The sequence below is a fragment of the Halovenus amylolytica genome, from assembly GCA_004015825.1.
GTDB lineage: Archaea > Halobacteriota > Halobacteria > Halobacteriales > Haloarculaceae > Halovenus > Halovenus amylolytica.
Genome location: SAYS01000006.1, coordinates 1 through 20,703 on the forward strand (window position 1 = coordinate 1; position 20,703 = coordinate 20,703).

The 20,703-nt window shown below is 60.7% G+C and carries 23 protein-coding genes; 14 read left to right on the plus strand and 9 right to left on the minus strand.

Going from position 1 to position 20,703, the window contains the following annotated elements; all coding sequences use genetic code 11:
* The 3 genes from EOW68_RS05945 to EOW68_RS05955 form a co-directional block, all read left to right on the plus strand.
* Positions 1–714, plus strand: a 714-nt coding sequence (locus EOW68_RS05945) for an RNA-guided endonuclease TnpB family protein (RefSeq protein WP_152035118.1), incomplete at its 5' end; no start/stop codon positions are given.
* Positions 715–859: 145 nt separating this feature from the next.
* Positions 860–1,777, plus strand: a complete 918-nt coding sequence (locus EOW68_RS05950; protein ID WP_128224246.1) for an ABC transporter ATP-binding protein — start codon at positions 860–862, stop codon at positions 1,775–1,777.
* A gap of 28 nt (positions 1,778–1,805) precedes the next feature.
* Entirely contained in the window at positions 1,806–2,594 is a 789-nt protein-coding gene (locus EOW68_RS05955) for an ABC transporter permease (RefSeq protein WP_128224456.1), read from the plus strand.
* Positions 2,595–2,636: 42 nt separating this feature from the next.
* On the opposite strand, the gene EOW68_RS05960 is transcribed toward EOW68_RS05955, so the two are convergent.
* Positions 2,637–2,975 carry a cupin domain-containing protein gene (locus EOW68_RS05960; RefSeq protein WP_128224247.1) on the minus strand — a complete coding sequence of 113 codons (339 nt, stop codon included), beginning with the start codon at positions 2,973–2,975 and terminating at the stop codon, positions 2,637–2,639.
* Between the two features lie 73 nt (positions 2,976–3,048).
* Between EOW68_RS05960 and EOW68_RS05965 the strand changes: the two genes are divergently transcribed.
* Positions 3,049–3,387, plus strand: coding sequence for a hypothetical protein (locus tag EOW68_RS05965; protein WP_128224248.1), 339 nt, complete (start codon positions 3,049–3,051; stop codon positions 3,385–3,387).
* Positions 3,388–3,418: 31 nt separating this feature from the next.
* Entirely contained in the window at positions 3,419–4,183 is a 765-nt protein-coding gene (locus tag EOW68_RS05970; RefSeq protein ID WP_128224249.1) for a DUF2797 domain-containing protein, read from the plus strand.
* Here the strand turns inward: EOW68_RS05970 and EOW68_RS05975 are convergent, their stop codons facing one another.
* Positions 4,184–5,248 (minus strand): polyprenyl synthetase family protein, encoded by a 1,065-nt coding sequence (locus tag EOW68_RS05975; protein WP_128224250.1) that lies wholly within the window; start codon positions 5,246–5,248, stop codon positions 4,184–4,186.
* 187 nt (positions 5,249–5,435) lie between these two features.
* Between EOW68_RS05975 and EOW68_RS05980 the strand changes: the two genes are divergently transcribed.
* The gene (locus EOW68_RS05980) at positions 5,436–5,984 is read left to right on the plus strand and encodes a hypothetical protein (protein WP_128224251.1); all 549 of its coding nucleotides are present in this window, start codon (positions 5,436–5,438) and stop codon (positions 5,982–5,984) included.
* An 86-nt stretch (positions 5,985–6,070) separates the two neighbouring features.
* Here EOW68_RS05980 and EOW68_RS05985 read toward each other — a convergent pair whose 3' ends face one another.
* Positions 6,071–7,483 carry an FAD-dependent oxidoreductase gene (locus tag EOW68_RS05985; protein WP_128224252.1) on the minus strand — a complete coding sequence of 471 codons (1,413 nt, stop codon included), beginning with the start codon at positions 7,481–7,483 and terminating at the stop codon, positions 6,071–6,073.
* A gap of 179 nt (positions 7,484–7,662) precedes the next feature.
* Entirely contained in the window at positions 7,663–8,238 is a 576-nt protein-coding gene (locus EOW68_RS05990) for a response regulator transcription factor (protein ID WP_128224253.1), read from the minus strand.
* A 120-nt stretch (positions 8,239–8,358) separates the two neighbouring features.
* Here EOW68_RS05990 and EOW68_RS05995 point away from each other — a divergent pair, with 120 nt between their 5' ends.
* The 3 genes from EOW68_RS05995 to hisE all read left to right on the plus strand — a co-directional run bounded on the left by EOW68_RS05995 (position 8,359) and on the right by hisE (position 10,358).
* On the plus strand, positions 8,359–9,363 hold the full coding sequence (locus tag EOW68_RS05995) for a KaiC domain-containing protein (RefSeq protein WP_128224254.1): 1,005 nt from the start codon (positions 8,359–8,361) through the stop codon (positions 9,361–9,363).
* 69 nt (positions 9,364–9,432) lie between these two features.
* Positions 9,433–10,047, plus strand: coding sequence for a pyridoxal 5'-phosphate synthase glutaminase subunit PdxT (pdxT, locus tag EOW68_RS06000; RefSeq protein ID WP_128224255.1), 615 nt, complete (start codon positions 9,433–9,435; stop codon positions 10,045–10,047).
* Complete coding sequence (gene hisE / locus EOW68_RS06005) at positions 10,044–10,358, plus strand: phosphoribosyl-ATP diphosphatase (protein ID WP_128224256.1); 315 nt, start codon at positions 10,044–10,046, stop codon at positions 10,356–10,358. Before pdxT ends, hisE begins: the two co-directional genes overlap by 4 nt.
* A 25-nt stretch (positions 10,359–10,383) precedes the next feature.
* Here hisE and EOW68_RS06010 read toward each other — a convergent pair whose 3' ends face one another.
* Positions 10,384–10,914 (minus strand): response regulator transcription factor, encoded by a 531-nt coding sequence (locus EOW68_RS06010; protein ID WP_128224257.1) that lies wholly within the window; start codon positions 10,912–10,914, stop codon positions 10,384–10,386.
* A gap of 147 nt (positions 10,915–11,061) precedes the next feature.
* Here EOW68_RS06010 and EOW68_RS06015 point away from each other — a divergent pair, with 147 nt between their 5' ends.
* On the plus strand, positions 11,062–12,045 hold the full coding sequence (locus EOW68_RS06015; RefSeq protein WP_128224258.1) for an NOG1 family protein: 984 nt from the start codon (positions 11,062–11,064) through the stop codon (positions 12,043–12,045).
* A gap of 67 nt (positions 12,046–12,112) precedes the next feature.
* Here EOW68_RS06015 and EOW68_RS06020 read toward each other — a convergent pair whose 3' ends face one another.
* Complete coding sequence (locus EOW68_RS06020) at positions 12,113–12,349, minus strand: DUF8123 family protein (RefSeq protein WP_128224259.1); 237 nt, start codon at positions 12,347–12,349, stop codon at positions 12,113–12,115.
* Between the two features lie 257 nt (positions 12,350–12,606).
* On the opposite strand from EOW68_RS06020, the gene EOW68_RS06025 reads away from it, so the two are divergent.
* Both EOW68_RS06025 and EOW68_RS06030 read left to right on the plus strand, forming a co-directional pair.
* On the plus strand, positions 12,607–13,035 hold the full coding sequence (locus tag EOW68_RS06025) for a universal stress protein (protein ID WP_128224260.1): 429 nt from the start codon (positions 12,607–12,609) through the stop codon (positions 13,033–13,035).
* Positions 13,036–13,304: 269 nt separating this feature from the next.
* Positions 13,305–15,290: a DUF460 domain-containing protein gene (locus EOW68_RS06030; RefSeq protein ID WP_128224261.1), complete on the plus strand. Its 1,986-nt coding sequence runs from the start codon at positions 13,305–13,307 to the stop codon at positions 15,288–15,290.
* Here EOW68_RS06030 and EOW68_RS06035 read toward each other — a convergent pair.
* Positions 15,287–15,481 (minus strand): DUF7470 family protein, encoded by a 195-nt coding sequence (locus tag EOW68_RS06035; RefSeq protein ID WP_128224262.1) that lies wholly within the window; start codon positions 15,479–15,481, stop codon positions 15,287–15,289. The two genes, EOW68_RS06030 and EOW68_RS06035, sit on opposite strands and share 4 nt — an antisense overlap.
* 189 nt (positions 15,482–15,670) lie before the next feature.
* Between EOW68_RS06035 and eif1A the strand changes: the two genes are divergently transcribed.
* Positions 15,671–15,958, plus strand: a complete 288-nt coding sequence (eif1A, locus tag EOW68_RS06040; RefSeq protein ID WP_128224263.1) for a translation initiation factor eIF-1A — start codon at positions 15,671–15,673, stop codon at positions 15,956–15,958.
* Between the two features lie 433 nt (positions 15,959–16,391).
* Complete coding sequence (locus tag EOW68_RS06045; RefSeq protein WP_128224264.1) at positions 16,392–16,841, plus strand: hypothetical protein; 450 nt, start codon at positions 16,392–16,394, stop codon at positions 16,839–16,841.
* Positions 16,842–16,888: 47 nt separating this feature from the next.
* Here the strand turns inward: EOW68_RS06045 and aroE are convergent, their stop codons facing one another.
* Together aroE and EOW68_RS06055 are read right to left on the minus strand one after the other, a co-directional pair.
* Positions 16,889–17,707: a shikimate dehydrogenase gene (gene aroE / locus EOW68_RS06050; protein WP_128224265.1), complete on the minus strand. Its 819-nt coding sequence runs from the start codon at positions 17,705–17,707 to the stop codon at positions 16,889–16,891.
* Positions 17,708–18,134: 427 nt separating this feature from the next.
* Complete coding sequence (locus EOW68_RS06055) at positions 18,135–20,621, minus strand: DEAD/DEAH box helicase (RefSeq protein WP_128224266.1); 2,487 nt, start codon at positions 20,619–20,621, stop codon at positions 18,135–18,137.
* Positions 20,622–20,703: the final 82 nt, after the last annotated feature.

A 20,703-nucleotide genomic window follows, 5' to 3' on the forward strand; every position in this document is an offset into this window, starting at 1 on the left:
CCGGTTCGCCCCCGCCTGTGGGCCGACGACGGCAAAGCCGTTCGACGGCTCCGCAAAACCTACTTCACCGCCAAGAGACGCCTTCAGAAGCGTGGCAGTGAACGAATCGCAGAATCATACGGTGACGAACTGTGGGATCAGATTGACGATGTGTTCCACCGTGTGACCCGCGAGGTCGTGGAGTACGCCGAGTCCGTCGAGAATCCAGTGCTGGTGCTGGAAGACCTGACGTACATCCGTGAGAACATGGACTACGGCGAGTACATGAACCGGCGGTTGCACGGATGGGGGTTTGCCAAGCTCCACGCACAGATTCGCTACAAAGCCACCGAAAAGGGGATTCCCGTCGCGACGGTGAATCCCCGGAACACGTCGAAGGCGTGCCACGCTTGCGGTGAACACGGCTACCGGCCACGACAGGCAACGTTCAGATGCTCGAACGACGGCTGTTGGGTCGGTGAGTATCAAGCCGATGTAAACGGGGCGATAAACATTGCAGACCGCTACCGTAGTGGAGAGAGTCACCGCCGAAGCGACCGGACTTCCCGGCAGAAGGCCGGTGACGATGTCGAGAAAAATCAAAGATTTTTCGACCGTTGGAAATCTCCGATTTCCAAGAACTCGGCTACGGATGGGGCCTCTTTGACCGGGCCACAAGACAGCCACGCCGATGCTGAAACCCAGCAGACGACGCTTGGAACGTATGCGTCTTGAGACCAACAGGCCGCTACACTCGGCCTGAAATCCCGTGGTGGGATTCCTCCGCGTTCACGCGGAGGAGGAGGTCAATTACAGTAATATCACTCCGTCATACGTACGATAATCGAACGGCCTTTCTTGCGTCGTGCCAACCTCCGGTATGGACGTACTCGTCGCTCGCGACGTGTTCCGGCAGTACGGCGAGACGGTTGCAGTCGACGGTGTCTCGCTCGCTGTCGGTGCTGGAGAGATATTCGGGCTCGTCGGCCCGAACGGGGCTGGCAAAACGACTCTCGTTCGTGCACTGACTGGCACGACCGACGCCGAGGGAACCGTCGAGTTGTTCGGTAACCCACCCCGGGCAGTCGACGAGGAACGACTCGGCCTCCTGCCCCAGGATTTCGATCCACCAGCACGGCTGACCGCCAGAGAGCTGATCGAGTACTACGGCGGGCTCTACGACGAGGCTCGGGACACCGACCAGCTGCTGGCCGACGTGGGGATGACCGACAGTGCAGACGTCTACTACGAGAATCTCTCCGGCGGGCAGCAACGCCGGACCTGCGTCGCGACGGCGCTGATCAACGACCCCGACCTGCTCGTGCTCGACGAGCCGACGACCGGGATCGATCCCGCGGGACGGCGACAGCTCTGGGGGCTGTTGACCGACCTCGCAGACGCCGGGACGACGATTTTCATCACGACACACTACATGGAGGAAGCACAGCAGCTCGCAGACCGTGTCGGGCTACTCGCCGACGGTGAACTCGTGGCACTGGCGACGCCCGACCAACTGATCGAAACCTACGGCGGCGATAGTCTCCTCTATATCGACGGCGAATTCACAGACGACGCGACGACACTCTTCGATCATGAGGTCACCGTCGACGACGGCCGGCTCACGATCCGTAACGTCTCGCCCGAACAGATCGCCGAGATCACGAACACACTCGACGCCGAGGGTGTCAGCTACGACTCGCTGACCTGGACCGAGCCCGACCTCGAAGATGTCTATCTCGAACTCACCGGGCACGCCGTCACGGCCGACGGCCGGATCCGGACGGAGGTGGAGGTATGAGCCGTCGATGCCTGCAGGGGGGGCAGCGATGAGCCGCATCCGCCGTATCCTCGCATCGACGCGGGCAGGCTGGCACAGCTTCCTGCGCCGCCGGACGGCAGTCTTTTTCACCTTCTTTTTTCCGGCGATCATCGTCGTCATCTTCGGCCTGCTGGTCGAGACGCAGCCGACCGACGGCGGGCTGTTCACCGAACCTGCGGGCTGGTACGTCGCCGGCTATCTCGCGGTCGTCGTCCTCTTTACGCCACTCTCCCGGGTCGGTAGCGAGGTCGCGCGCCACCGCACAGGCAGCCAGTTCGAGAAACTGGCGACCACACCACTGAAACGCTGGGAGTGGCTGCTCGCCCAGACGATCGTCAACACGGCGATTATCGGGCTGGCGTCGATCCTGCTTCTGGGGTTGCTCTTCGGCGCGACCAGTGCAACGCTCGCCATCTCGGCGGAACTCCTCCTCGTCATCCCCTTCGTCGCGGTCGGTGTCGCACTGTTCTGTGCTGTCGGGGCGATCCTCGGCAGTCTCGTCGACTCACAGGACGGGGTGATCGCCGCGAGTAACGGGATCGCGATCCCGCTGCTCTTTCTCTCGGAGGCGTTCGTCCAGCAGGAACTGCTGCCGGGCTGGCTCCCGCTCGAACTGTCGCCGCTAACCTACTTCACCCGTGGCGTCCGTGCGGTCACGTACACCCACACCGCCGACGGCGCGTTGATCCTCGCACGGTTCCCGGAACCGACGCCGGTTCTGGATCTGCTCGTTCTCTCCGGGTTCGCGGTCGTCGCCTTCGTCGTCTCGGCCCGTCTTATTCCGCGGACGGACTGATTGTTCCACTCGTTCTAGTATTCCTTCGAAGGTATCGATGGGCTACAGTGGTGCACCGACGAGTACGAGCCTCGCGCGCTCGTCGCCGGTGTTGTGGATCTTCCGGGTCTCGGACGGATCGAGCCTGATCGCTTCGTCCGGACCGAGCGCAACTGTTTTTGCGCCGACCGAGACCTCGACGCTCCCCTCGACGACGTAGTAGATCTCTTCCTGTCCACTCTCACTTTCGTCGTGTTCTTTCCCCGTGCCGCCCGGCTCCAGTTCCAGTACTGTGAGACCGATAGTGTTCGCCTCCAGTGACTCTTTGAGAAACCACATGCCGCCGAACTCTTCTGGAATCACTGACTCTGCATCTGTTTTCGCCGCGATATCGTATCCCATACTGCTAGTTCGACTGCCAGCCTGAAAATTACTGCCACGATCGTGGGGGCGCTGTTACGGAGACAGAGTTCAAATGCCCGGGCTGTCGGAGTGTTTTTGCGTCGACAGCGAGTACCAGTCGTTGATGAACAGCAAGGGGTTCGATCGGCAACTTCTCGGGTATCTCGGTGGTGTGCTGGCTCTCGCCGGGGCCGTCGTCTGCATGCTCGTCTGGCTGTTTTTCGCCCGCGTCCCGGCGTTTACCGATGCGGTTGTCCGGAACCCAGTTGCAGCGGTACAGGAGTTTCCGATCGCGGTGCTATCGCTCGTCGGTGTGTTCGTCGGCACACTCCTGTTGATCGGCCTCGTCGTCGGATTTGGTGCCCGGTACGGAGCCGACGACTCCTGGTCTGAATCCGGCGAGAAACAGTAGATCTTTGCGCGCGCTTTCCCTAGCTGTCTCCGTGCAAATTGTCGGCTACGAGACGGCGGCTGGCGCTGAGCGAGACCAGCCTGCGCTGTTGGTAGCCGGCGACGGAGCGATCGAGCGTGAGTCACTGGCTCCGGGCCGTCAGCTCGGTTACAGCCTCGGTCGGCGCCACTGTGCCGGGACGATCGACGACACGGGGCACACAAGCTGTGAGGCCGACGGCGCACCGTACTGTCCGACACACACCAAACGGTGGGCCTGTGCGCGGTGCCGGGGCGACTGTGACCGCCCGTTGCCGTCCTGTCACGAGGAACACGCCGTCTATCTCGCCGCCTTCGCGCCGGCGACGTTCAAGGTCGGCGTCACCCGTTCGTGGCGACTGGAAACACGGCTTCGCGAGCAGGGTGCCGACCGGGCGGCACATCTACGGACCGTCGCCGATGGGAAGATCGCCCGCCAGATCGAGGCCGAGATCGCTGCCGACGTCGGTGATCAGGTCCGGGTCCCGACGAAAATTCGTGGTCTCCATCAGGGCGTCTCGACGGAGGCCTGGGAGACACTCCTCTCGGAGTACGACCTTCTCTCGACGTACTCGTTCGACTACGGGCTGTCCCTACAGGAGCGACCGGTCGCAGAGACGATGTTGACCGGCACTGTTCGTGGGGCCCAGGGCCGGGTGCTGGTACTCGAACGCAATGGGACAGTCTACGCGGTGGATCTGCGTGATCTCGTCGGCCACGAACTCACGGACGGTAGCACAGACCGTGCGCTGCAGTCCAGTCTGGCGTCGTTCGAGTAGTCAGGTCTCGCGTTCGATCACGAACATCGTGAAATCACGGAGATACTGCTCCTGTTCGTCGGCCAGATCCAGATCGTCGAGCTGGTGTTGCGCACTCTCCGAGAGTTCGTGTGCCCGCTCGCGGGCGTACTCGACCGCGTCGACGCGTTCCATGATCTCGATGGCTTCCCGGATCTCGTCTTCGGTGTTGTCGTCGGCCCAGAGGATCTCTTCCAGTCGGGCGACCGCCTCGGGATCGGCGTGCTGGGCCGTGTAGATGACCATCAGCGTCTTCTTTCCTTCCCGGATGTCGTTACCGAACTCCTTGCCGAACTCGCCAGCCTGGTCCAAGGTGTTCTCGATATCGAGGATGTCGTCGCCGATCTGGAAGGCTATCGAAAGCTCCTCGGCGTAGCGGGCGAGTTGCTGTTCCACGTCGTCGGGCTGGCCGGTGACGATCGCTGCCAGCCGGGCGACGATCCGGGCGAGACAGCCCGTCTTGCAGGCACACATCTCGTAGTATCTGTCCTCGTCGACGGTGACTTGCTTCTGGTTGTGCCAGCAGATGTCCATCCCCTGGCCGAGGTGTGTCCTGTTGAGTTCGTGAGTGAGCATCTCGTAGGCCGCGAGTCGCTGGCTGTCGTCGATCTTGCCGTACTCGCGGTTGATGACCTTCAGCGGGATGAAGTACATCGCGTTGCCCGCGTTGAGCGCGATATCCGTCCCGTGGGCGTGATGGAGCGCGTCGCCGCCGCGGCGCATCCGCGCTTCGTCTTCGACATCGTCGACGATGATCGTCCCGTTGTGGAGAATCTCCGGCACGCAGGCGTACGGGAGATACTCGTCTGGGTCCTCACCGAGCGCTTCCACGATGATCAAAAAGAGGACTGCCCGCCAGCGTTTCCCCCCACGATCTAGCAACGTCCAGATCGGGTCTGCGAGTGCTTGCTGGATTGCCTCGGGCTGGTACCGGTACGATGGCTCGCCAAAGAAATCGATCAGATAGTCGTCGTCGATCCGACGTGGCAACAGCTCCTCGATGGTCTCGTCGATGAGCGGTCGCCACTCGGCCAGTACGTCCCGCATATGCGGATTCTCGACGCCAGCAACCAAAAAACCACCCATACTGTTGCTGTCAACTGACCCGGACTCACACCGCGCGCTGTCCCAGAAACTGGGGTCTACCATCTAATACCATTTGCTACCATCAGATGGTATCAAACGTAACATTTATGTTCTCGAGGGTAGTATACAGAAGTAGAGGCAAATCACAATGGCAGACTACACAACACCACTCGAAGCAACGTTCGAACTACAGCGACAGACACTCAAGCAGGGCCACGACGCACTCGTCCAGGGCGTCGACTTCCAGAAGCGGTTCAGCAACGCAGTCCTCGACACACTCGACACGCAGGAACAGCTCCAGCGACGCGTCGTCGAACTCCACCGCGAGACCGTTCACAACACCCTCGACGCAGTCGAAGGGCTCCCAGCTGCGGAACTCGCAGCTGACGACGTCCGTGCGAACATCGACGACGGCTACGACGAACTCCTCGACGGCCACGCGGAAGCCTTCGAAACTGTCGCCGCCGAGTTCGAGAACAACGTCGAATCCTACGACGAGCTGACCGACGAATATCTCGCCGCAGTCGAGGAACAGCTCGACGCGCTGGTCGAGGCACACGAAGAACTCGAAGCCCAGTCAGTCGAGGCAACCGAAGAGGTCGCCGGCCAGGTCGAAGAGCTGCAGGATCAGGTCGAAGAAGTGCAGGAGCAGATCCAGCACGTCTCCGAAGAAGCCGCCGCAGCCGTCGAAGCCTAACTGACCTCCCCACGCACCAACGTATCCCCTCATTTCCCCACTGCGGTTTTCTCTTCTCTTTTCCTGTTGACTACGCCCCCTAGTCCTCACTCACCGTCGACAGCCGCGGCCGTCTCCCGGAACAGTCCGTCGAGAATCTCCGGCGTCGTCGGATGGTAGGCCCGATCCGGAATCTCGCGGACGTCGAGTCCGAGTTCGACGATGACCTGGAGTGTCTTCGCCATCGCATCGGCGTGGAAATGCAGCCCCTGGTAGCCGAGCACTGTCCCGTCGTTTCTGTCGACGACCAGTTTTGCGAGTCCTGCTGCGACGTCTTTTGCCTCGAAAACGCCGTCGTCGCTGGCCTGCCGTGTTGCGGTGACGACGTCGTAGCCCGCTTCCTGCGCGGTCGTCTCGGTGTGGCCGACACGAGCGAACGGATAGACACCCAGCCCCGAGAAGATGACGTGGTGGTGGACGTTCTCGTACTCCTCCAGGGCGTCACCGGCAGCATCCGCGAGAATATTTTCGGCGGTCAGAAACCCCTGTTCTTTGGCGACGTGGAGGATCGGTTCCTTGGCGTTCGCGTCGCCTGGCACGAAGATGTGGTCGCTGTCGCGGGCCTGCATCGTCTCTTCGACCCACTCCCCCGTCGGATCGATTGCCGTCTGTTCCAGTCCGACACGGTGGATCGACGGCTTGCGGCCGGTGAAACAGAACAGCTGGTCAGCCTCGACGATCTGGTCGGTGCCGTTCTCGTCTTCGAGATAGAGCCGGACACCACCATCGTCGGTCCGTTCGAGCTGTTTTTCGTAGACTCTGGTGGGGACTGTAACGTCGAACTCCTCACGGTACAGTTCGAGTGCAGCGTCGCCAAACGGTGGCGCTGCCTCGTCGATCGGCCGGCTGTCGTGCTCGACGACGGTCAGCTCCATCCCACCCGCCTCCGAGAGATACGGCACCAGCTCCATCCCGACGTAGCCAAAGCCCATGACGATCCCCGTCTCTGGGAACTCCGTCGCGTCGAGGACGTCGGCGCTGGTCATGTAATCTACTTCGTCGATGCCGGGTGTCTGCGGGATGTTCACGCTCGATCCGGTCGCGACGACGACGTAGTCGGGCTCGTACTGCTCGCTACCCGCCTCGATTCGCCGGTCGTCGATGAAGCGCGCCGTCTCCCTGACGAAGGTCACGTCCTCCCGTTCGGCCAGCTCGTCGATACTCTCGCGGCGGTGGCCTGCCCAGCTCAGAGTGTGTTCGTCTTTCCGTTCGACCACCCGTTCGAGGTCGATATCCGGGACCTCTCCGACGAGCCGGTCGTCGTGGCGCGCCTGGTATCTGTGTGCACCTGCAGATAATATCTCCTTCGAAGGCATACAACCTCGAAGGATGCAGAGCCCGCCGCCGGGTTCGCCGTCGTCGAACAGGAGGAGTTCGACGTCGGGGTGGTCGACGAGCTCGCCGGCGACGGCACTGCCGGCACTCCCGTACGCACCGATGATCGCGACCTGAAGACTCATATCGGTGGGTGTAGCCGTGTACAAATAACAATACCGGGCAGTTGTCCAGCCAGGTTCAGACCGGTGGCTCATAGTAATTATTGCGGTAATTTTCGGCACGGCTACGAAAACTACGATTCTCCGGCTCTGACAGAGTGGATTTCTCTCTACCCGGCGGTAAAGACTCGCAATAATCACTATCAGCCGGGATGGCGACCGATGTTCTGAAACGCCTCTTCGAGGCTGTCGAACTCGTCGAGCAGATCGGACATCTCCGCTTCGAGTTCGTCTGCACGGTCGCGTAACCGTGCCAGCTGGTCGTTGTCTTCGAGCTCTTGGGGCGGTAGCTCGGATTCCAGCAAGGCGAGTTTCGAGGTTACCTCGAAATACTCCGAGAGTTGCTCGTCGTGCTCCTGGATCTTGAGCTGTTGGTCGATCGCGGAGACGAGATCTTCCTTCTCGACCGGTTTACAGAGGTAATCGTCGAAACCCATCTCGAGGATATCCAGCCCCGGATCGACCGCAGTGAGCATGATAACACGACAGTCGTAGCCTTTCTCGCGGATCTTCGCGAGCACTTCGTCACCCGAGAGATCCGGCATCCGGCGGTCGAGCAACACCACGTCGACGTCGACGTCGATCGTTTCGAGTGCGTCTTCGCCGCCGTATGCGACTCGTGTATCGTACGCTGTCTGGAGTCGCAGTGCGTAGACATCTGCTACCTCCTCCTCGTCGTCGACCAGTAGTACTGTCGCTCTATCGCTACCCGATGACACGTATGAACCTCGGTACCCCGTTCCTAATAAGTCTGTAGGAAGCTGTGGTACACCACGGCAAACTTAATCAGTCCCCAGTGTAACTGTTCGGTATGGCTGGTGCGGTCCGGGGGATTACTGATGAGTGACGAGACACCCGACGACGATGTGGACTGGTTCGAACAGGGGCTCTCGGACGACGAGAGTGACGAAGCCGATTCTGATGCGTCGTTCGAGCTCGATACTGACGACAGCGACGAAGCGTCACCGTTCGACACTGACGATGACGGTGTGTTCGGGACTGGCGGTGACGAGGGTGGTGCGTTCGGCGAGGACAGCGACGACCCCTTTGGCGGCGGGGGCGGCGAGAGTCTCTTCGACGACGAGGGGTTCGCGAGTGCGTTCGAGGGTGACAGCGACTCGGAGTTCGAAGACGAGGATTTCGACTCGGAGATCCCGCGGATCGATCTCGGGATCGAGGGACTCGACAATATGATACAGGGTGGTGTCCCGGAGCGCCACCTGATGGTGACCATCGGGGGTGCCGGCACCGGGAAGACGACCTTCGGCCTGCAGTTTCTCAACCACGGGCTCGAACAGGGTGAAAAAGCCGTCTTCATCACGCTCGAACAGAGCCACGAGGCGATCCTGGCGACGGCAAACGAGTTCGGCTGGGACTTCCAGGAGTTCGAGGACCAAAACCGTCTCGCTGTCGTCGATCTGGACCCCGTCGAGATGGCAAACAGCCTCGACAACATCCAGGCGGAACTCCCCGAACTGATCCGGGATTTCGGTGCCGACCGACTCGTCCTCGACTCGGTATCGCTGCTCGAAATGATGTACGACAACCAGTCGAAACGCCGGACAGAGGTGTTCGATTTCACCCGGTCGCTAAAAAAGGCAGGCGTCACGACATTCCTCACGAGCGAGGCCAGCGAGGCCAGCCAGTACGCCTCCCGCCACGGGATTATCGAGTATCTCACCGACGCTGTGTTCGTCCTCCAGTACGTCCGCGGGGAAACCCAGGAGACCCGCCTCGCTGTCGAGATCCAGAAGATCCGAAACGCCAACCACTCCCGGGAGAAGAAACCCTACGAGATGACCGAGGGTGGACTCTCCGTGTATCAGCAGGCGAATATCTTCTAGACCCGACAAACGTCGAGATTCAGCAGTTGGATCGAGACGTTTTTTCACTCTCAGCCCCAACTGCGTGATATGACGATCCGAGCGGGTGTAGTAGCTGTCCAGGGTGATGTGAGCGAACACGCCGTGGCGATCGAGCGAGCAGCAGCCAGACACGGAACCGAGGCCGACGTCGTCGAGATCCGCGAGTCGGGGCTGGTCGAAGACTGTGACGTGTTGCTGTTGCCCGGCGGTGAATCGACGACCATCTCACGGCTCGTCCACCGCGAGGGGATCGCCGACGAGATCGCGGCCCACGTGGCGGCCGGTAAACCCCTGCTCGCGACCTGTGCTGGACTGATCCTCGTCAGTATGGACTCGGGGGATGGTCGTGTCGAGACGCTGAATCTCCTCGATGTCACCGTCGAGCGCAACGCCTTCGGCAGGCAACGCGACAGTTTCGAGGCCCCGCTTCCGGTGACGGGACTGGACGAACCGTTCCCATCTGTGTTCATCCGCGCGCCGGCCATCGACGAGGTCGGGGACGATGTCGACGTGCTCGCCGAGTGGGATGGCAAACCGGTCGCCGTCCGGCAGGGCCCGATCGTGGGGCTGTCCTTCCATCCGGAACTCACCGACGACTCGCGGATCCACGATCTCGCACTTTTCGACGCGCTGAAAAGCGTCCGGGCTGACACTCAGCCATGACCGACGAACCCGAATCGGCGTCGACGGACGAAATTCTCGACGAACTCTTTGCTGTTATCGAGGATCGCAAGGAGACACTGCCCGAAGAGTCCTACACTGCCTCGCTTTTCACCCACGAGAAAGGCGACAACGCCGCCCTCGAAAAACTCGGCGAGGAGACGACCGAGTTCCTGCTCGCGGCCAAAGACGAGGACGAAACGGAGATGGCTCACGAGGCCGCCGACATCGTCTATCACCTGCTCGTCGTCCTCTCGATGAAGGGGTTGACAGTCGAAGAGTTGCGCGAGGAACTGGCGAAACGCCGCGGGTGACCGTCGATCTCGCCACAGCAACCCGTTAGACTGGCACGGCCTCGATTTCCGTGACGTCGACTGCCTGTTCTTTCTGCTCGATCTCGGCGAGGAGTGTCTCATACTGTTCGTCCCCGCTCGTCGGTGAGCCTGCATTTTCGATAGCTGCCCGCTTCGCTTCGAGTGCAGCGTACTCTCGGATCTCGTCGCTGTATGTCTGTATTCTGGCCTGCCGTTCGATCGTCTCGGTGAGTTCACTCGGACCGACCGGCTTCTGGAGATAGCCGTCGATTTCGAGTGGAACGATATCGGCCCCTGGAACGACCGCAGAACAGAGTACGACCTGGCAGTCGACGCCCTGGTCTCGGATCTCCGAGAGAATCTCTTCGCCTGACTGTTCTGGCAGCCGCCGATCGAGCAGGACGACGTCCGTCTCGGGGCTCAGTTCCGCGAGTGCGTCCTCGCCGGTTGCTGCGGTTCTTACCTGGTAGTCCATCGAGAGCATCGCCGCGTAGGCTTCGAGCAACGCATCTTCGTCGTCGACGACGAGAACCTCTATCGACTCACTGTCTGTCATGCCAGAGTGTAGGAGTTGCCTGGATAGGAGTGCTGTCCATAACTAGTTAGTATATCGTCTGTAAAATATAGGAAACTGAGGAGTAGTGTCGGGTCGCTGCATCGGCAACGAACGGTCTTTTACCTGCTGGGGCTGTAGAGAGGGCTAATGAGCCAGCCATTCGAATCTCTTCCGACGACGCCCCGGAGCGAGGAGCTGATCGATCAGGCCTTCTCGCGTGCGGCGCGCTCGGGTCGGGCCAAATCCGGCACCGAGGCCCAGCAGTCGATGCTGATGACTGCCGCCAACATCGTCTCGGATAACCTGGAGAACGTCGTCACGGCGTGGCCGGATTTCGACCGTCTCGATCCCTTCTACTACGGACTTGCCGACGCCATCGTCGACGCCGACGAACTCCGCCAGCACCTCAGCGAGATCGGGTGGGCGAGCAGCAAGGCGACGGATATCCGCCACGAGTACGAACCCCGCCTCTCCGGCGACGCCGACACCGCACGGAAGTTCCGCAAGCAGGCCTTTGCCCGGATCGCAGACGTGGTCGAAGAGGTCGAAGACGACCTGCTCGCCGTCGCCGACGCCCGCGAACAGCTCCGCGGTCTGCCGGATATCCGCCCCGACGAGCCGACGATCGTCGTCGCCGGCTATCCCAACGTCGGGAAATCTTCCTTCGTCAACGCCGTCACTCGTGCGAGTAATGACGAGGCCTCCTACCCCTTCACGACGACGCAGATCCACGTCGGCCACGTCGAGCGCAACCACATCCGCTACCAGCTCGTGGACACGCCGGGGCTGCTCGATCGACCTCAGGCAGAGCGAAACGACTCCGAGTCACAGGCCGTCAGCGCGCTGGAACACGCCGCCGATGCCGTGCTCGTCTTGCTCGATCCCACTGGTGAATGCGGCTATCCACTCGATGTCCAGCGAGCACTTCGAGACGACATCGAGGATCGGTTCGAGGTCCCAGTCATAACTGTGTACAACAAGATGGACCGGTTCGACGGCGAGCAAGCCGACCTCGACGACGGTGAGCATTTCATGAGTGTCGTCGAGGGCGACAACGTCGATTCGGTGCTCGGTGCGATGATCGATGCGGTGGATTACGAACCAGGGCTGCCGATCGACGAGAACCGGTAGTGTCGGTCTCCCTTCACTGATTCAGAGATCACAGCCTTCTTCGCAGTGAAATCAAAAAAGGTTCGAGTTACTGTTTCGCCTTGGCGGCCAGTTCGTCGAGGTTCTCGCCGCGTGCGACGAGCACCAGGAGGACAGCAACGGCGGCCGTAGCGAGGATACCGACGAGCTGGATCACTGCGACGACTCCGCCTTGGGCGGTCGACCAGGGCTGTCCGAGTACCATTCCGACGACGGTGAACAGAATATACGCGCCGACGAGTACCCCGAGGAGTTCGAGTCTGTCCTCGACTGTGGGGACGTTCATACACAGGCCCATGTGAGCTATTGTAGTAAAGTGTGCGGTTTTCGGTCAGTTCCGGACGTTCGCGAATGTGATTCGTGACGCAATACCACAGCAAGAACGATCGGCCCCTTTGAAAGAGGCGAGGCGGCTCTGTTACGACCATCCGGCTTCGACGGGCGAGCTGCATACAGGGCACCTGTGTCGTATCCGGGCCACCAGTTTCCACATACCGAGAATTTCAACCAAACTATATATTGAGGCATGATCAATCATTATATATGGAGGAAAACTTCCTGGTTCCGGTAGACGGTTCAGACCCGGCGATCGACGCACTTGACTACGCAGTCGAGAACTATCCCGATGCCAGCATCACGGCGTTGCACGTCGTTGATCCCTCGGAGTTCAGCAGTGCGTCAAGCATCGAGGGGGCCGCCACGTACGCGGACATGGTTGAGAGTTACGAGAGCACGGCCGAGGACCTCCTTGAGGAGATGAGTAAACGGGCCGCCGAAGACGGTGTGAGCATCGAGACGGATCACGTCGTCGGGAAGGTTGCTCGATCGATCGTGGACTACATCGACGAACACGATATCGACCACGTCATCATTGGAAGCCACGGCCGGAGCGGGGCAACTCGTGTGCTGTTGGGGAGTGTCGCCGAGTCGGTCACCCGCCGTTCGCAAGTGCCCGTGACGGTCATCCGGTGAGTGGCCGACCAGACCAATCAGCGTCGTTCCCGAACGCAGCAGAAGGTGACATCTGACTATCGTGGCGTGCTGAATCTGTGCTCTGTATTCCGCACGCCGATCCTCTCTCTTTTTTGAGGCTTGCTACGAGTTTGTCTCGGGGCTTTCTTGCTGTTTGGAGCTGTGGTCTCGAATTCACGCAATCAAACACCCAGATAGTACCCTGCAATCAAACATAACCATTCCACGGCGCCGTAGATTTATACGAATCCACCACTTATCACTCGATTGTGAGTGATCGCACGGCTGCCCTCGATGCAGTTATTTTTGGCGTCGACATCCAGAGTGGGGACGTCCGTGGTGATGCGCCCTCGTATGCTCTCGTCAAATTCGACGGCGAGGAGCTCGAACGCGACGTCGTGACCTACCGGAAACTCCGGCGGCTGATCGACGACGAACAGCCGGCGATAATCGCGACCGACAACATGTACGAGCTGGCCGAGAACAAGGACGCTCTCATCCATTTCCTCGGCTCGCTTCCGGCCGGGACACGACTCGTCCAGGTAACCGGCGGCCACGAACCCGAACCGCTCTCCCGGGTCGCCTCCCGCCACGGCGTTCCATACGGGAAAGATCCGATGAAAGAGGCCGAGGCCGCCGCCCGACTCGCAGCCGCAAACGTCGGACAGGTGGTGAGTGCTTTCACCGATACGACGGAGCTGAAAGTCGCTCGCGGGCGCTCGACCGGCAGCGGCGGCTGGAGTGAAGACCGCTATACCCGGCGGATCCACGGCTCCGTGAAACGCCGGGCCCGCGAGGTCGAATCCGAACTCGACGACGCCGGTCTCTCCTACGAACGAGACGCGACGGAGAAGTACGGCGGGTTTTCGAACGCCATCTTCACTATCGAGGGCCGCCCCGAGGATATCCCCGTCTCGACGGAGCGATCCGGTGACGTCCGGATCGAGATCGAACGCCAGCGACGCGACGGGGTCGAGTTCGAACCGCTGGCGAAACGCCGCGATCACGTCATCGTCGGCATCGATCCCGGCACCACGACTGCTGTCGCTATCGTCGGCGTCGAGGGAACCGTCTTCGACGTGTTGAGCACCCGGACGGCGGACACGGCCGAGATCATCGAGTGGATCATCGAGCGCGGTCGGCCGCTGATCGTCGCGGCGGACGTGACGCCGATGCCCGAGACTGTCGAGAAGATCCGCCGGAGCTTCGACGCTGCAGACTGGGTTCCGGACCGGGATCTGCCGGTGGATGTCAAACAGCACCGAACCCGCGAGGAGGCCTACGACAACGACCACGAACGCGACGCGATGGCTGCCGCGCTCGGTGCATTCGACGCCCACAGAGACCAGTTCGAGCGGATCGCGACCAAGGTGCCCCCGCGGCAGGATCTCGGCCCCGTGCTCGCACGCGTCATCGGCGAGGAAGAGTCAGTGGAGACGGTCCTCGCCGACCTGTCCGAGGACGACAGCACAGAGGACGAGGAGCACGAACACGTCGAGCGGGAGTTGACCGAGGACGAGCGACGCATCCGTCAGCTGGAAGGGCAGGTCGAACGCCTCCAGGATCACGTCGAAACGCTGGAAGGGACGATCCAGCAGAAAGACGACCGGATCGAGGAGTTCGAGGAGAAACTCTCCGAGGCCAGAAGCGAACAGCGCCGGAAAGCCAGGCAGAACCGCGAGGTGACGCGGCTCGAACGCGAAAACAACCGACTCAAGCGTGAGATCGACCAGAAAGACGAGAAAATCGAAGATCTGGAGGGAACACTCGAACGGCTGAAAGCCCTCTGGAAGCTCGACCACTCGAATTTCGCCGACGTCTCCGAAAAGAAGGCCGGACTGGTTCCGGTGAAAGTTATCGAGCAGTTCACGAAGGGTGCGATCAAGACCGCCGACGAGAAGTTCGGGCTCGCGGAGGACGACGTCATCTTCCTCCGGGATGCGAGCGGTGCCGGGCGGTCGACGGCACAGCTACTCGCCGATGTCGACCCCAAAGTCGTCCTCCGGAACGGTCAGTTCTCGGAGATGGCCGATCAGGTCCTCTTCAGTAACGGGATTCCGGTCGCGCCAGCCGATCTGGTCACGATTCAGGAGGTCGACGAGCTGGCGGTCGCTCGCGAGTCCGAGGTCGAGGATGCGATCGTGGACTGGGAGCGCCGCGCCGACGAGCGCGAGCGCCAGCAGAGTGCGGAGATGGTCGATCGGTTGATCAGCGAACACCGTGCGAACCGGCCGGAGGATATGCAGAACTCCTAGACCTGCGGTGGCCCCATCAGTCCCATCGACTGCATGAATCCCGAGACGAGCCCGTAGATTATCATTCCCAGGCCAGCGACGACGAGTGCCAGCCCTGCCGCGATGATTGGTTCGACGACCGCGACGAGTGCGACACCACCGAGCAAGAAGAGGATGCCGAGGATGCCGACGACACCGAGTTTCTGGAGCATAGCTACCAGTTTCTGCGGGGTGAATAAAACCTCGGTGACTTCGTTCGATGGTGTGTGGGATCTGGTTGGTAGCTTGATAGTAACACCTCAATTTTGTGCTCTCGTGGGATTCCTGCGGTTGCAGACACTCTCATATACCGCTCAGATTTTCTCGCAGCAGTTATACGTCTCCCAGACAAACTGGCGGATATGAGCGACAACGAGGGACGCAAGGACCTCCGAATGCCCGATGACGACGAGGTGTTCGCCGTCGTTACCAATATGCTCGGAGCCAACCGCGTCCGCGTTCGCTGTATGGATGGTGTCGAACGAACCGCCCGGATCCCTGGCAAGATGCAAAAACGCATCTGGATCCGCGAGGACGATGTCGTCCTCGTCGAACCGTGGGACTGGCAAGACGAGAAGGCTGATATTGCCTGGCGCTACGAGAAACAGGAAGCCGATCAGCTCCGCGAAGAAGGCCACATCCAAGAATAGTACCGTTTTGTACCTCGGGTTTCCTCGCTTCGCTCGGAACCGCTCGGTACAAAAATCTACGCTAAAAAGGCTGCCTCCGCGGGCTCCGCCCGCTCCGGCAGTGAACCGCTCGCTTCGCTCGCGGATGCTTGTTTTACTTTTTACGAGCGTATCATGGAACGCTACGCAGACTCTGTCGATCCACGTCTTGTCTGGCATTCTGTGCAAGATAGAAAACGCGTATCTTGTGTAGAGTTGCGATTAGTGTCCGCCAGATCGATTCGGCAGTACTGGCTGCCACACAACTCTTCAATTATCAGATATATCCAGCTGTACTGAACTGACCACCGCTGAAACCGATGGATACATTCGCTTTCAGCTGGAATCTGTTAATCCAAAAACTATTATTAATCTGATAAACACTTATATGCTTAGTAGCATACCACTTGTATGAATGGATCGCACTCATACTGTCGGCCGACGAAGATTCATAGCAGGGTTGGCGACAACATCGACAATTACAGTAGCTGGATGTAACGGAGATGATACCAGTAGTCTTGCACCGGATGAAAATGCCAATCCAGAGGAGTTACTCCCTGATCCACCAGAGGGTTGGGAAATGACATTTTCTCAGGAGCAAGCCGCCGGTATGGTCGGTGCTGAAGCTGGATATGCAGCAGACTACGAAGATCCAGATGGCAATCAATACGATGTAGAAATCCTTCGATGGGGTTCAGAACGTGAAGCAGAGAACGACGAGTACCCGAGTCAATGGTCAGTGCATGTCGCAACTGGAAACTTCACGTTTGCTGGAAAGGGGTCAGATATTAATAAACTAACAATGCTCCTGTCTAATACTTCTTCACTGACTGAAGAATATATCAGAAAGAATAATAACCAATAATAGTATGGGTATCTCAGTTGTTTTCCAACTGTAGAACTGATCGATTTTCACTCCAGATGTGCCCGCAGTGCCTCGTTCATCGCGTCGACCGGCGCATCTTCGCCCGTCCAGCGCTCGAACGCCTCCACACCCTGATACAGCAGCATCCACGCGCCGTCGACCGTCGTTGCACCGGCAGCGGCTGCCTCCCGGAGGAGTCGTGTCTCGATGGGTGAGTAGACCGCATCGAGGACTGCCAGATCGCCGTGGAGCGCGTCCTCGGGGACTGGCGAGCGGTCCTCTTCCATCCCGACGCTCGTGGCGTTGACGAGCACGTCTGCATCGGCGAGTAGCTCCGACAACGTATCGAGGGCATGTCCCGATGCTGTGCCGTCGACTGCCGACTCCGTCACGTCGGCGGCGAGATCGACTCCCTTCTCGACGGTCCGGTTCGCGATGCCGACGGTCATCCCCTCGTCTGCGAGCGCGAAGGCTGCGGCGCGGCCGGCACCGCCAGCGCCGACGAGCACCGCTTGCCCCTCCAGCGAGACACCGTGGTGTTCGAACGCTCGAACGAGTCCAGCGGCGTCGGTGTTGTAGCCCGTCGGCGGATCGGTCGAGAAATCGATCGTATTCACTGCGCCGATCCGTGCCGCGATATCGTCCGGTTCGACAGCGTCGAGTACGTCCTGTTTGAACGGGATCGTCACGTTGAGTCCGGAGACGCCGAGCATCGCCGCGCTCTCGACAGCCTCGGCTCCTTTCTCGACGGGTGGTTCGAAGGTGACATAGCGTGCGTCGATATCCAGTTTCTCGTAGCCGGCCTCGTGCATCGGCGGCGACAGCGAGTGGCCGACCGGATTGCCGAGCAGTCCGTAGACGTCCATATTCCCAGTCTCGGTTCCGGCATACAAACATCGACCGGTCCTAGTTGTCTGGGGTGGTGTCTGAGTAATAGCTGGCTTCGGAGTTGGTCTCGGGAACAGCAAGAAAGCCCCGAGGGTCTGAACTCCCACGACTCGCTGCGCGCGCTCACTCCGTTCGCGTGCTTACGTCGTCGGGGTTCGTTCAGACCCTCGCCCCTTTCAGTCCCGCCCGGCCTGGAAAGCTACATAGGGCGGACTGAAAGGGGCGAGGCTGTCGAGGAAGGCGGGCGACGCAAGCACCTGCGGAGCGCAGCGAGCCCCCCGACTCGACAGCCTCGGGGCTTTCTTGCTGTTCGAAGCAGTGGTCTTGAGTTCGCCGTCTCGTAGGACTTTCCTGCTGTTTGCACTGATATTTCGCACCGTCACAACCCAAATCCCACAGAAACAATCACCCGCTGTAGGAACTCGATACGACCTCCCGAATTCGCTCGGCAGTCACCGGGCCGATACCCTCCACTTCCAGCAACGCCTCTTCGTCGGCGGTCATCACCGCCTCCACGCTGCCGAGGTCCGAGAGCAACGCCCGGGCAGTCACCGGTCCGACCTCGGCAATCGAGGCGACGACGTACTCCTGCTGTTCGGTGAGTGTCTTCGACTGTTTCTCACCGTGGACGCTGACCTCCCGATCCTCCTGTTCCTGTTCGCGTGTCGCGATCACTTCCAGCAGATCTGCAGTCTCCGCTTCGTCTGCACTCTGCATCACGCTCGCGCCGAAATCGATGGCCAGGGAGGCCAGCGCGCCGTGGATCGCCTTCGGATGGACGTTGCGCTCGCCGTAGAGATCGCCGCCCTCGACGATCACGACCGGGCGGCTGTAGTTCCGCGCGGCGTCACCGACCTGCTCGAACATCGACCGATCGCCGCCGGTCAGCGTATCCAGGAAGTCCTCGACGGTCTTGCGCTCGACGACGACCCGATCCGAGAGGACGTAATCCCCGACTGCGAGCGTTTCGAGTCGCGTCTCGATCCCTTCCCGTGTCGAGAGGTCCCGGGCGATCGTCGAATCCAGTTCCCGCTGATCCGCGACGATTTCGACGTTCTCCCCGTCTGCGTCGCCGGCTTCGGCGACGACTTCTTCCTCGCGTTCGTCGTCTTCGTCCTCGGAGTCTGCCGTTTCTTCTGCTGTGTCGTCCGCTTTCGCGTCGCTTTCCTCTGTCGCACGGTCGTCTTTCTCTGATCCTGCGAAGGCATCGAGCCCGGTCTGTCCGTCGGACTCCTCGCCATTCGCTTCGGCGCCGGAATCGTCTGATCCGGCGGCTCCTGACTCACCGTCGCCATCTGAATCCACCTCGACAGCATCGAGTTCGACCTGCTGGCTCAGTGCGGATTCGATCTCCCCGACGGACTCTTTGAGTCCCCGGAGTTCCTGTTTCATCTTCTTTTGATCCTGCCGGGCTTTCCAGAAGTAGGCCTCGTCGCGGGTATCCTCGGCCAGCAACACCGTCACTGCGCCCTCGGTCTGGCGACCGGTCCGGCCCTTCCGCTGGATCGCCCGGATCGCCGTCGGCACTGGCTCGTAGAAGAGTACCAGATCGACCTCGGGGACGTCCAGCCCCTCCTCGGCGACGGAGGTGGAGACGAGCACCTCGAACTCGCCACTTCGAAACCGCGCCAGTGTATCCTGTTGTTCGGTCTGAGTCATCCCGTCACTTCCGTCGGTGTCGGACTGGCCGACGAACCGCTCGGCGGTGAAATGGTCATCGAGGAATTCTGTCAGGGTCTCCGCGGTATCGCGGGACTCGGTGAAGACAATCACGCGCTCGCCGTCGTTGATGCCGAGCGTCTCGGCGATGCGCATCCGGGCCCGCCTGAATTTCGGGTGGAGATCGTCGTACTCCTCGGCCTTTCTGGTCGCTCGCTTCACGTTCGGGTCGGAGACCATCCGCTGGTCGGCCTTCGATGCGCCCGAGGAGCGGGCAGCCTCGTACTGGCGGTCCATGTACCGCCGGAAGGATTCGACACTCTGGGTCTCGATGTAGGTCATCGCTGTCCGGAGCTTCCGGACCTCGGCGAGGAAACTCATCCCCTGATACCCCGCCGAGTCGTCGCTGTTCATCAACTCCTGGACTTTGCCCTGGATCTTCTGGATCTCTCGCTCGGAAACGTCGGGCTGTGTCGTCCGCGTCACGCCGAGATCCTTGAGTTCGACCAGCCGATCCTGAATCACCTCCTCGATCAGGTCACGGATCTCTTCGACGGCCTCGGGGAGTTCGAGTCGCTCCCAGTCGACGGACGTCTCGTGTGTGTACGCGGAGACATCGGCGTCAGATTCGGTCATCACCTCCACGTTCCGAATGCCGAGATTCGCACAGACCTCCAGGATCGCCTCCTCGTCGTCGCCCGGTGAGGCGCTCATCCCGGTTACGAGGGGATCGGTCGCATCCTCGTGATACCGTTCTGCGATGTAGTTGTAGGCGTAGTCGCCGGTCGCACGGTGACACTCGTCGAACGTGCAGTGGGTCACGTCGGCGAGTGAGATCCGGTTGCCGACGAGGTCGTTCTCGACGACCTGCGGCGTCGCGAGGACGACCGTCGCATCCTCCCAGAGGTCGGCCCGGTCCTCGGGTGACGTTTCGCCGGTGAAGACGACGACCTCCTCGTCGGGGATCGTGAGCGCCTCCCGGTAGAAGTCGGCGTGCTGGGAGACCAGCGGCTTCGTCGGTGCGAGTAGTAACACTTTGCCGCCAACGTCGTGGAGCCGTCCCGCCGTAATCAGTAGCGAGACGGCCGTCTTGCCGAGTCCGGTGGGGAGACAGACCAGCGTGTGCGTGCCCGACGCCCGCTCCGCCAGCGTCGTCTGGTAGGAGCGGTCTTCGAGTAGCCCCTCCGTCAGGAGTGGCCCGTCGATCGTCTCTCCCCGCTCAGTCGCAGCCATTCGGCCCGATATTGCGCCTGGCTGGGGTTAAGCGTTCGTGTCCCGGAGTGAAAGTGGTCGAAATGGTTGCTGTGTCACACAT

Excerpts from the sequence above, each read along its gene's own strand:
- EOW68_RS05980 (WP_128224251.1), top strand. The coding sequence starts at position 5,436 with ATGGCAGACTACACAACACCACTCGAAGCAACGTTCGAACTACAGCGA.
- EOW68_RS05955 (WP_128224456.1), top strand. The coding sequence starts at position 1,806 with ATGAGCCGCATCCGCCGTATCCTCGCATCGACGCGGGCAGGCTGGCAC.
- eif1A (WP_128224263.1), top strand. The coding sequence starts at position 15,671 with ATGAGCGACAACGAGGGACGCAAGGACCTCCGAATGCCCGATGACGAC.
- pdxT (WP_128224255.1), top strand. The coding sequence starts at position 9,433 with ATGACGATCCGAGCGGGTGTAGTAGCTGTCCAGGGTGATGTGAGCGAA.
- EOW68_RS05985 (WP_128224252.1), bottom strand. The coding sequence starts at position 7,483 with ATGAGTCTTCAGGTCGCGATCATCGGTGCGTACGGGAGTGCCGGCAGT.
- EOW68_RS05965 (WP_128224248.1), top strand. The coding sequence starts at position 3,049 with ATGCCCGGGCTGTCGGAGTGTTTTTGCGTCGACAGCGAGTACCAGTCG.
- EOW68_RS05950 (WP_128224246.1), top strand. The coding sequence starts at position 860 with ATGGACGTACTCGTCGCTCGCGACGTGTTCCGGCAGTACGGCGAGACG.
- EOW68_RS05995 (WP_128224254.1), top strand. The coding sequence starts at position 8,359 with ATGAGTGACGAGACACCCGACGACGATGTGGACTGGTTCGAACAGGGG.
- EOW68_RS05960 (WP_128224247.1), bottom strand. The coding sequence starts at position 2,975 with ATGGGATACGATATCGCGGCGAAAACAGATGCAGAGTCAGTGATTCCA.
- hisE (WP_128224256.1), top strand. The coding sequence starts at position 10,044 with ATGACCGACGAACCCGAATCGGCGTCGACGGACGAAATTCTCGACGAA.
- EOW68_RS06055 (WP_128224266.1), bottom strand. The coding sequence starts at position 20,621 with ATGGCTGCGACTGAGCGGGGAGAGACGATCGACGGGCCACTCCTGACG.
- EOW68_RS06025 (WP_128224260.1), top strand. The coding sequence starts at position 12,607 with ATGGAGGAAAACTTCCTGGTTCCGGTAGACGGTTCAGACCCGGCGATC.
- EOW68_RS06020 (WP_128224259.1), bottom strand. The coding sequence starts at position 12,349 with ATGAACGTCCCCACAGTCGAGGACAGACTCGAACTCCTCGGGGTACTC.
- EOW68_RS06045 (WP_128224264.1), top strand. The coding sequence starts at position 16,392 with ATGGATCGCACTCATACTGTCGGCCGACGAAGATTCATAGCAGGGTTG.
- EOW68_RS06015 (WP_128224258.1), top strand. The coding sequence starts at position 11,062 with ATGAGCCAGCCATTCGAATCTCTTCCGACGACGCCCCGGAGCGAGGAG.
- EOW68_RS05975 (WP_128224250.1), bottom strand. The coding sequence starts at position 5,248 with ATGCGGGACGTACTGGCCGAGTGGCGACCGCTCATCGACGAGACCATC.
- aroE (WP_128224265.1), bottom strand. The coding sequence starts at position 17,707 with ATGGACGTCTACGGACTGCTCGGCAATCCGGTCGGCCACTCGCTGTCG.
- EOW68_RS06035 (WP_128224262.1), bottom strand. The coding sequence starts at position 15,481 with ATGCTCCAGAAACTCGGTGTCGTCGGCATCCTCGGCATCCTCTTCTTG.
- EOW68_RS06010 (WP_128224257.1), bottom strand. The coding sequence starts at position 10,914 with ATGACAGACAGTGAGTCGATAGAGGTTCTCGTCGTCGACGACGAAGAT.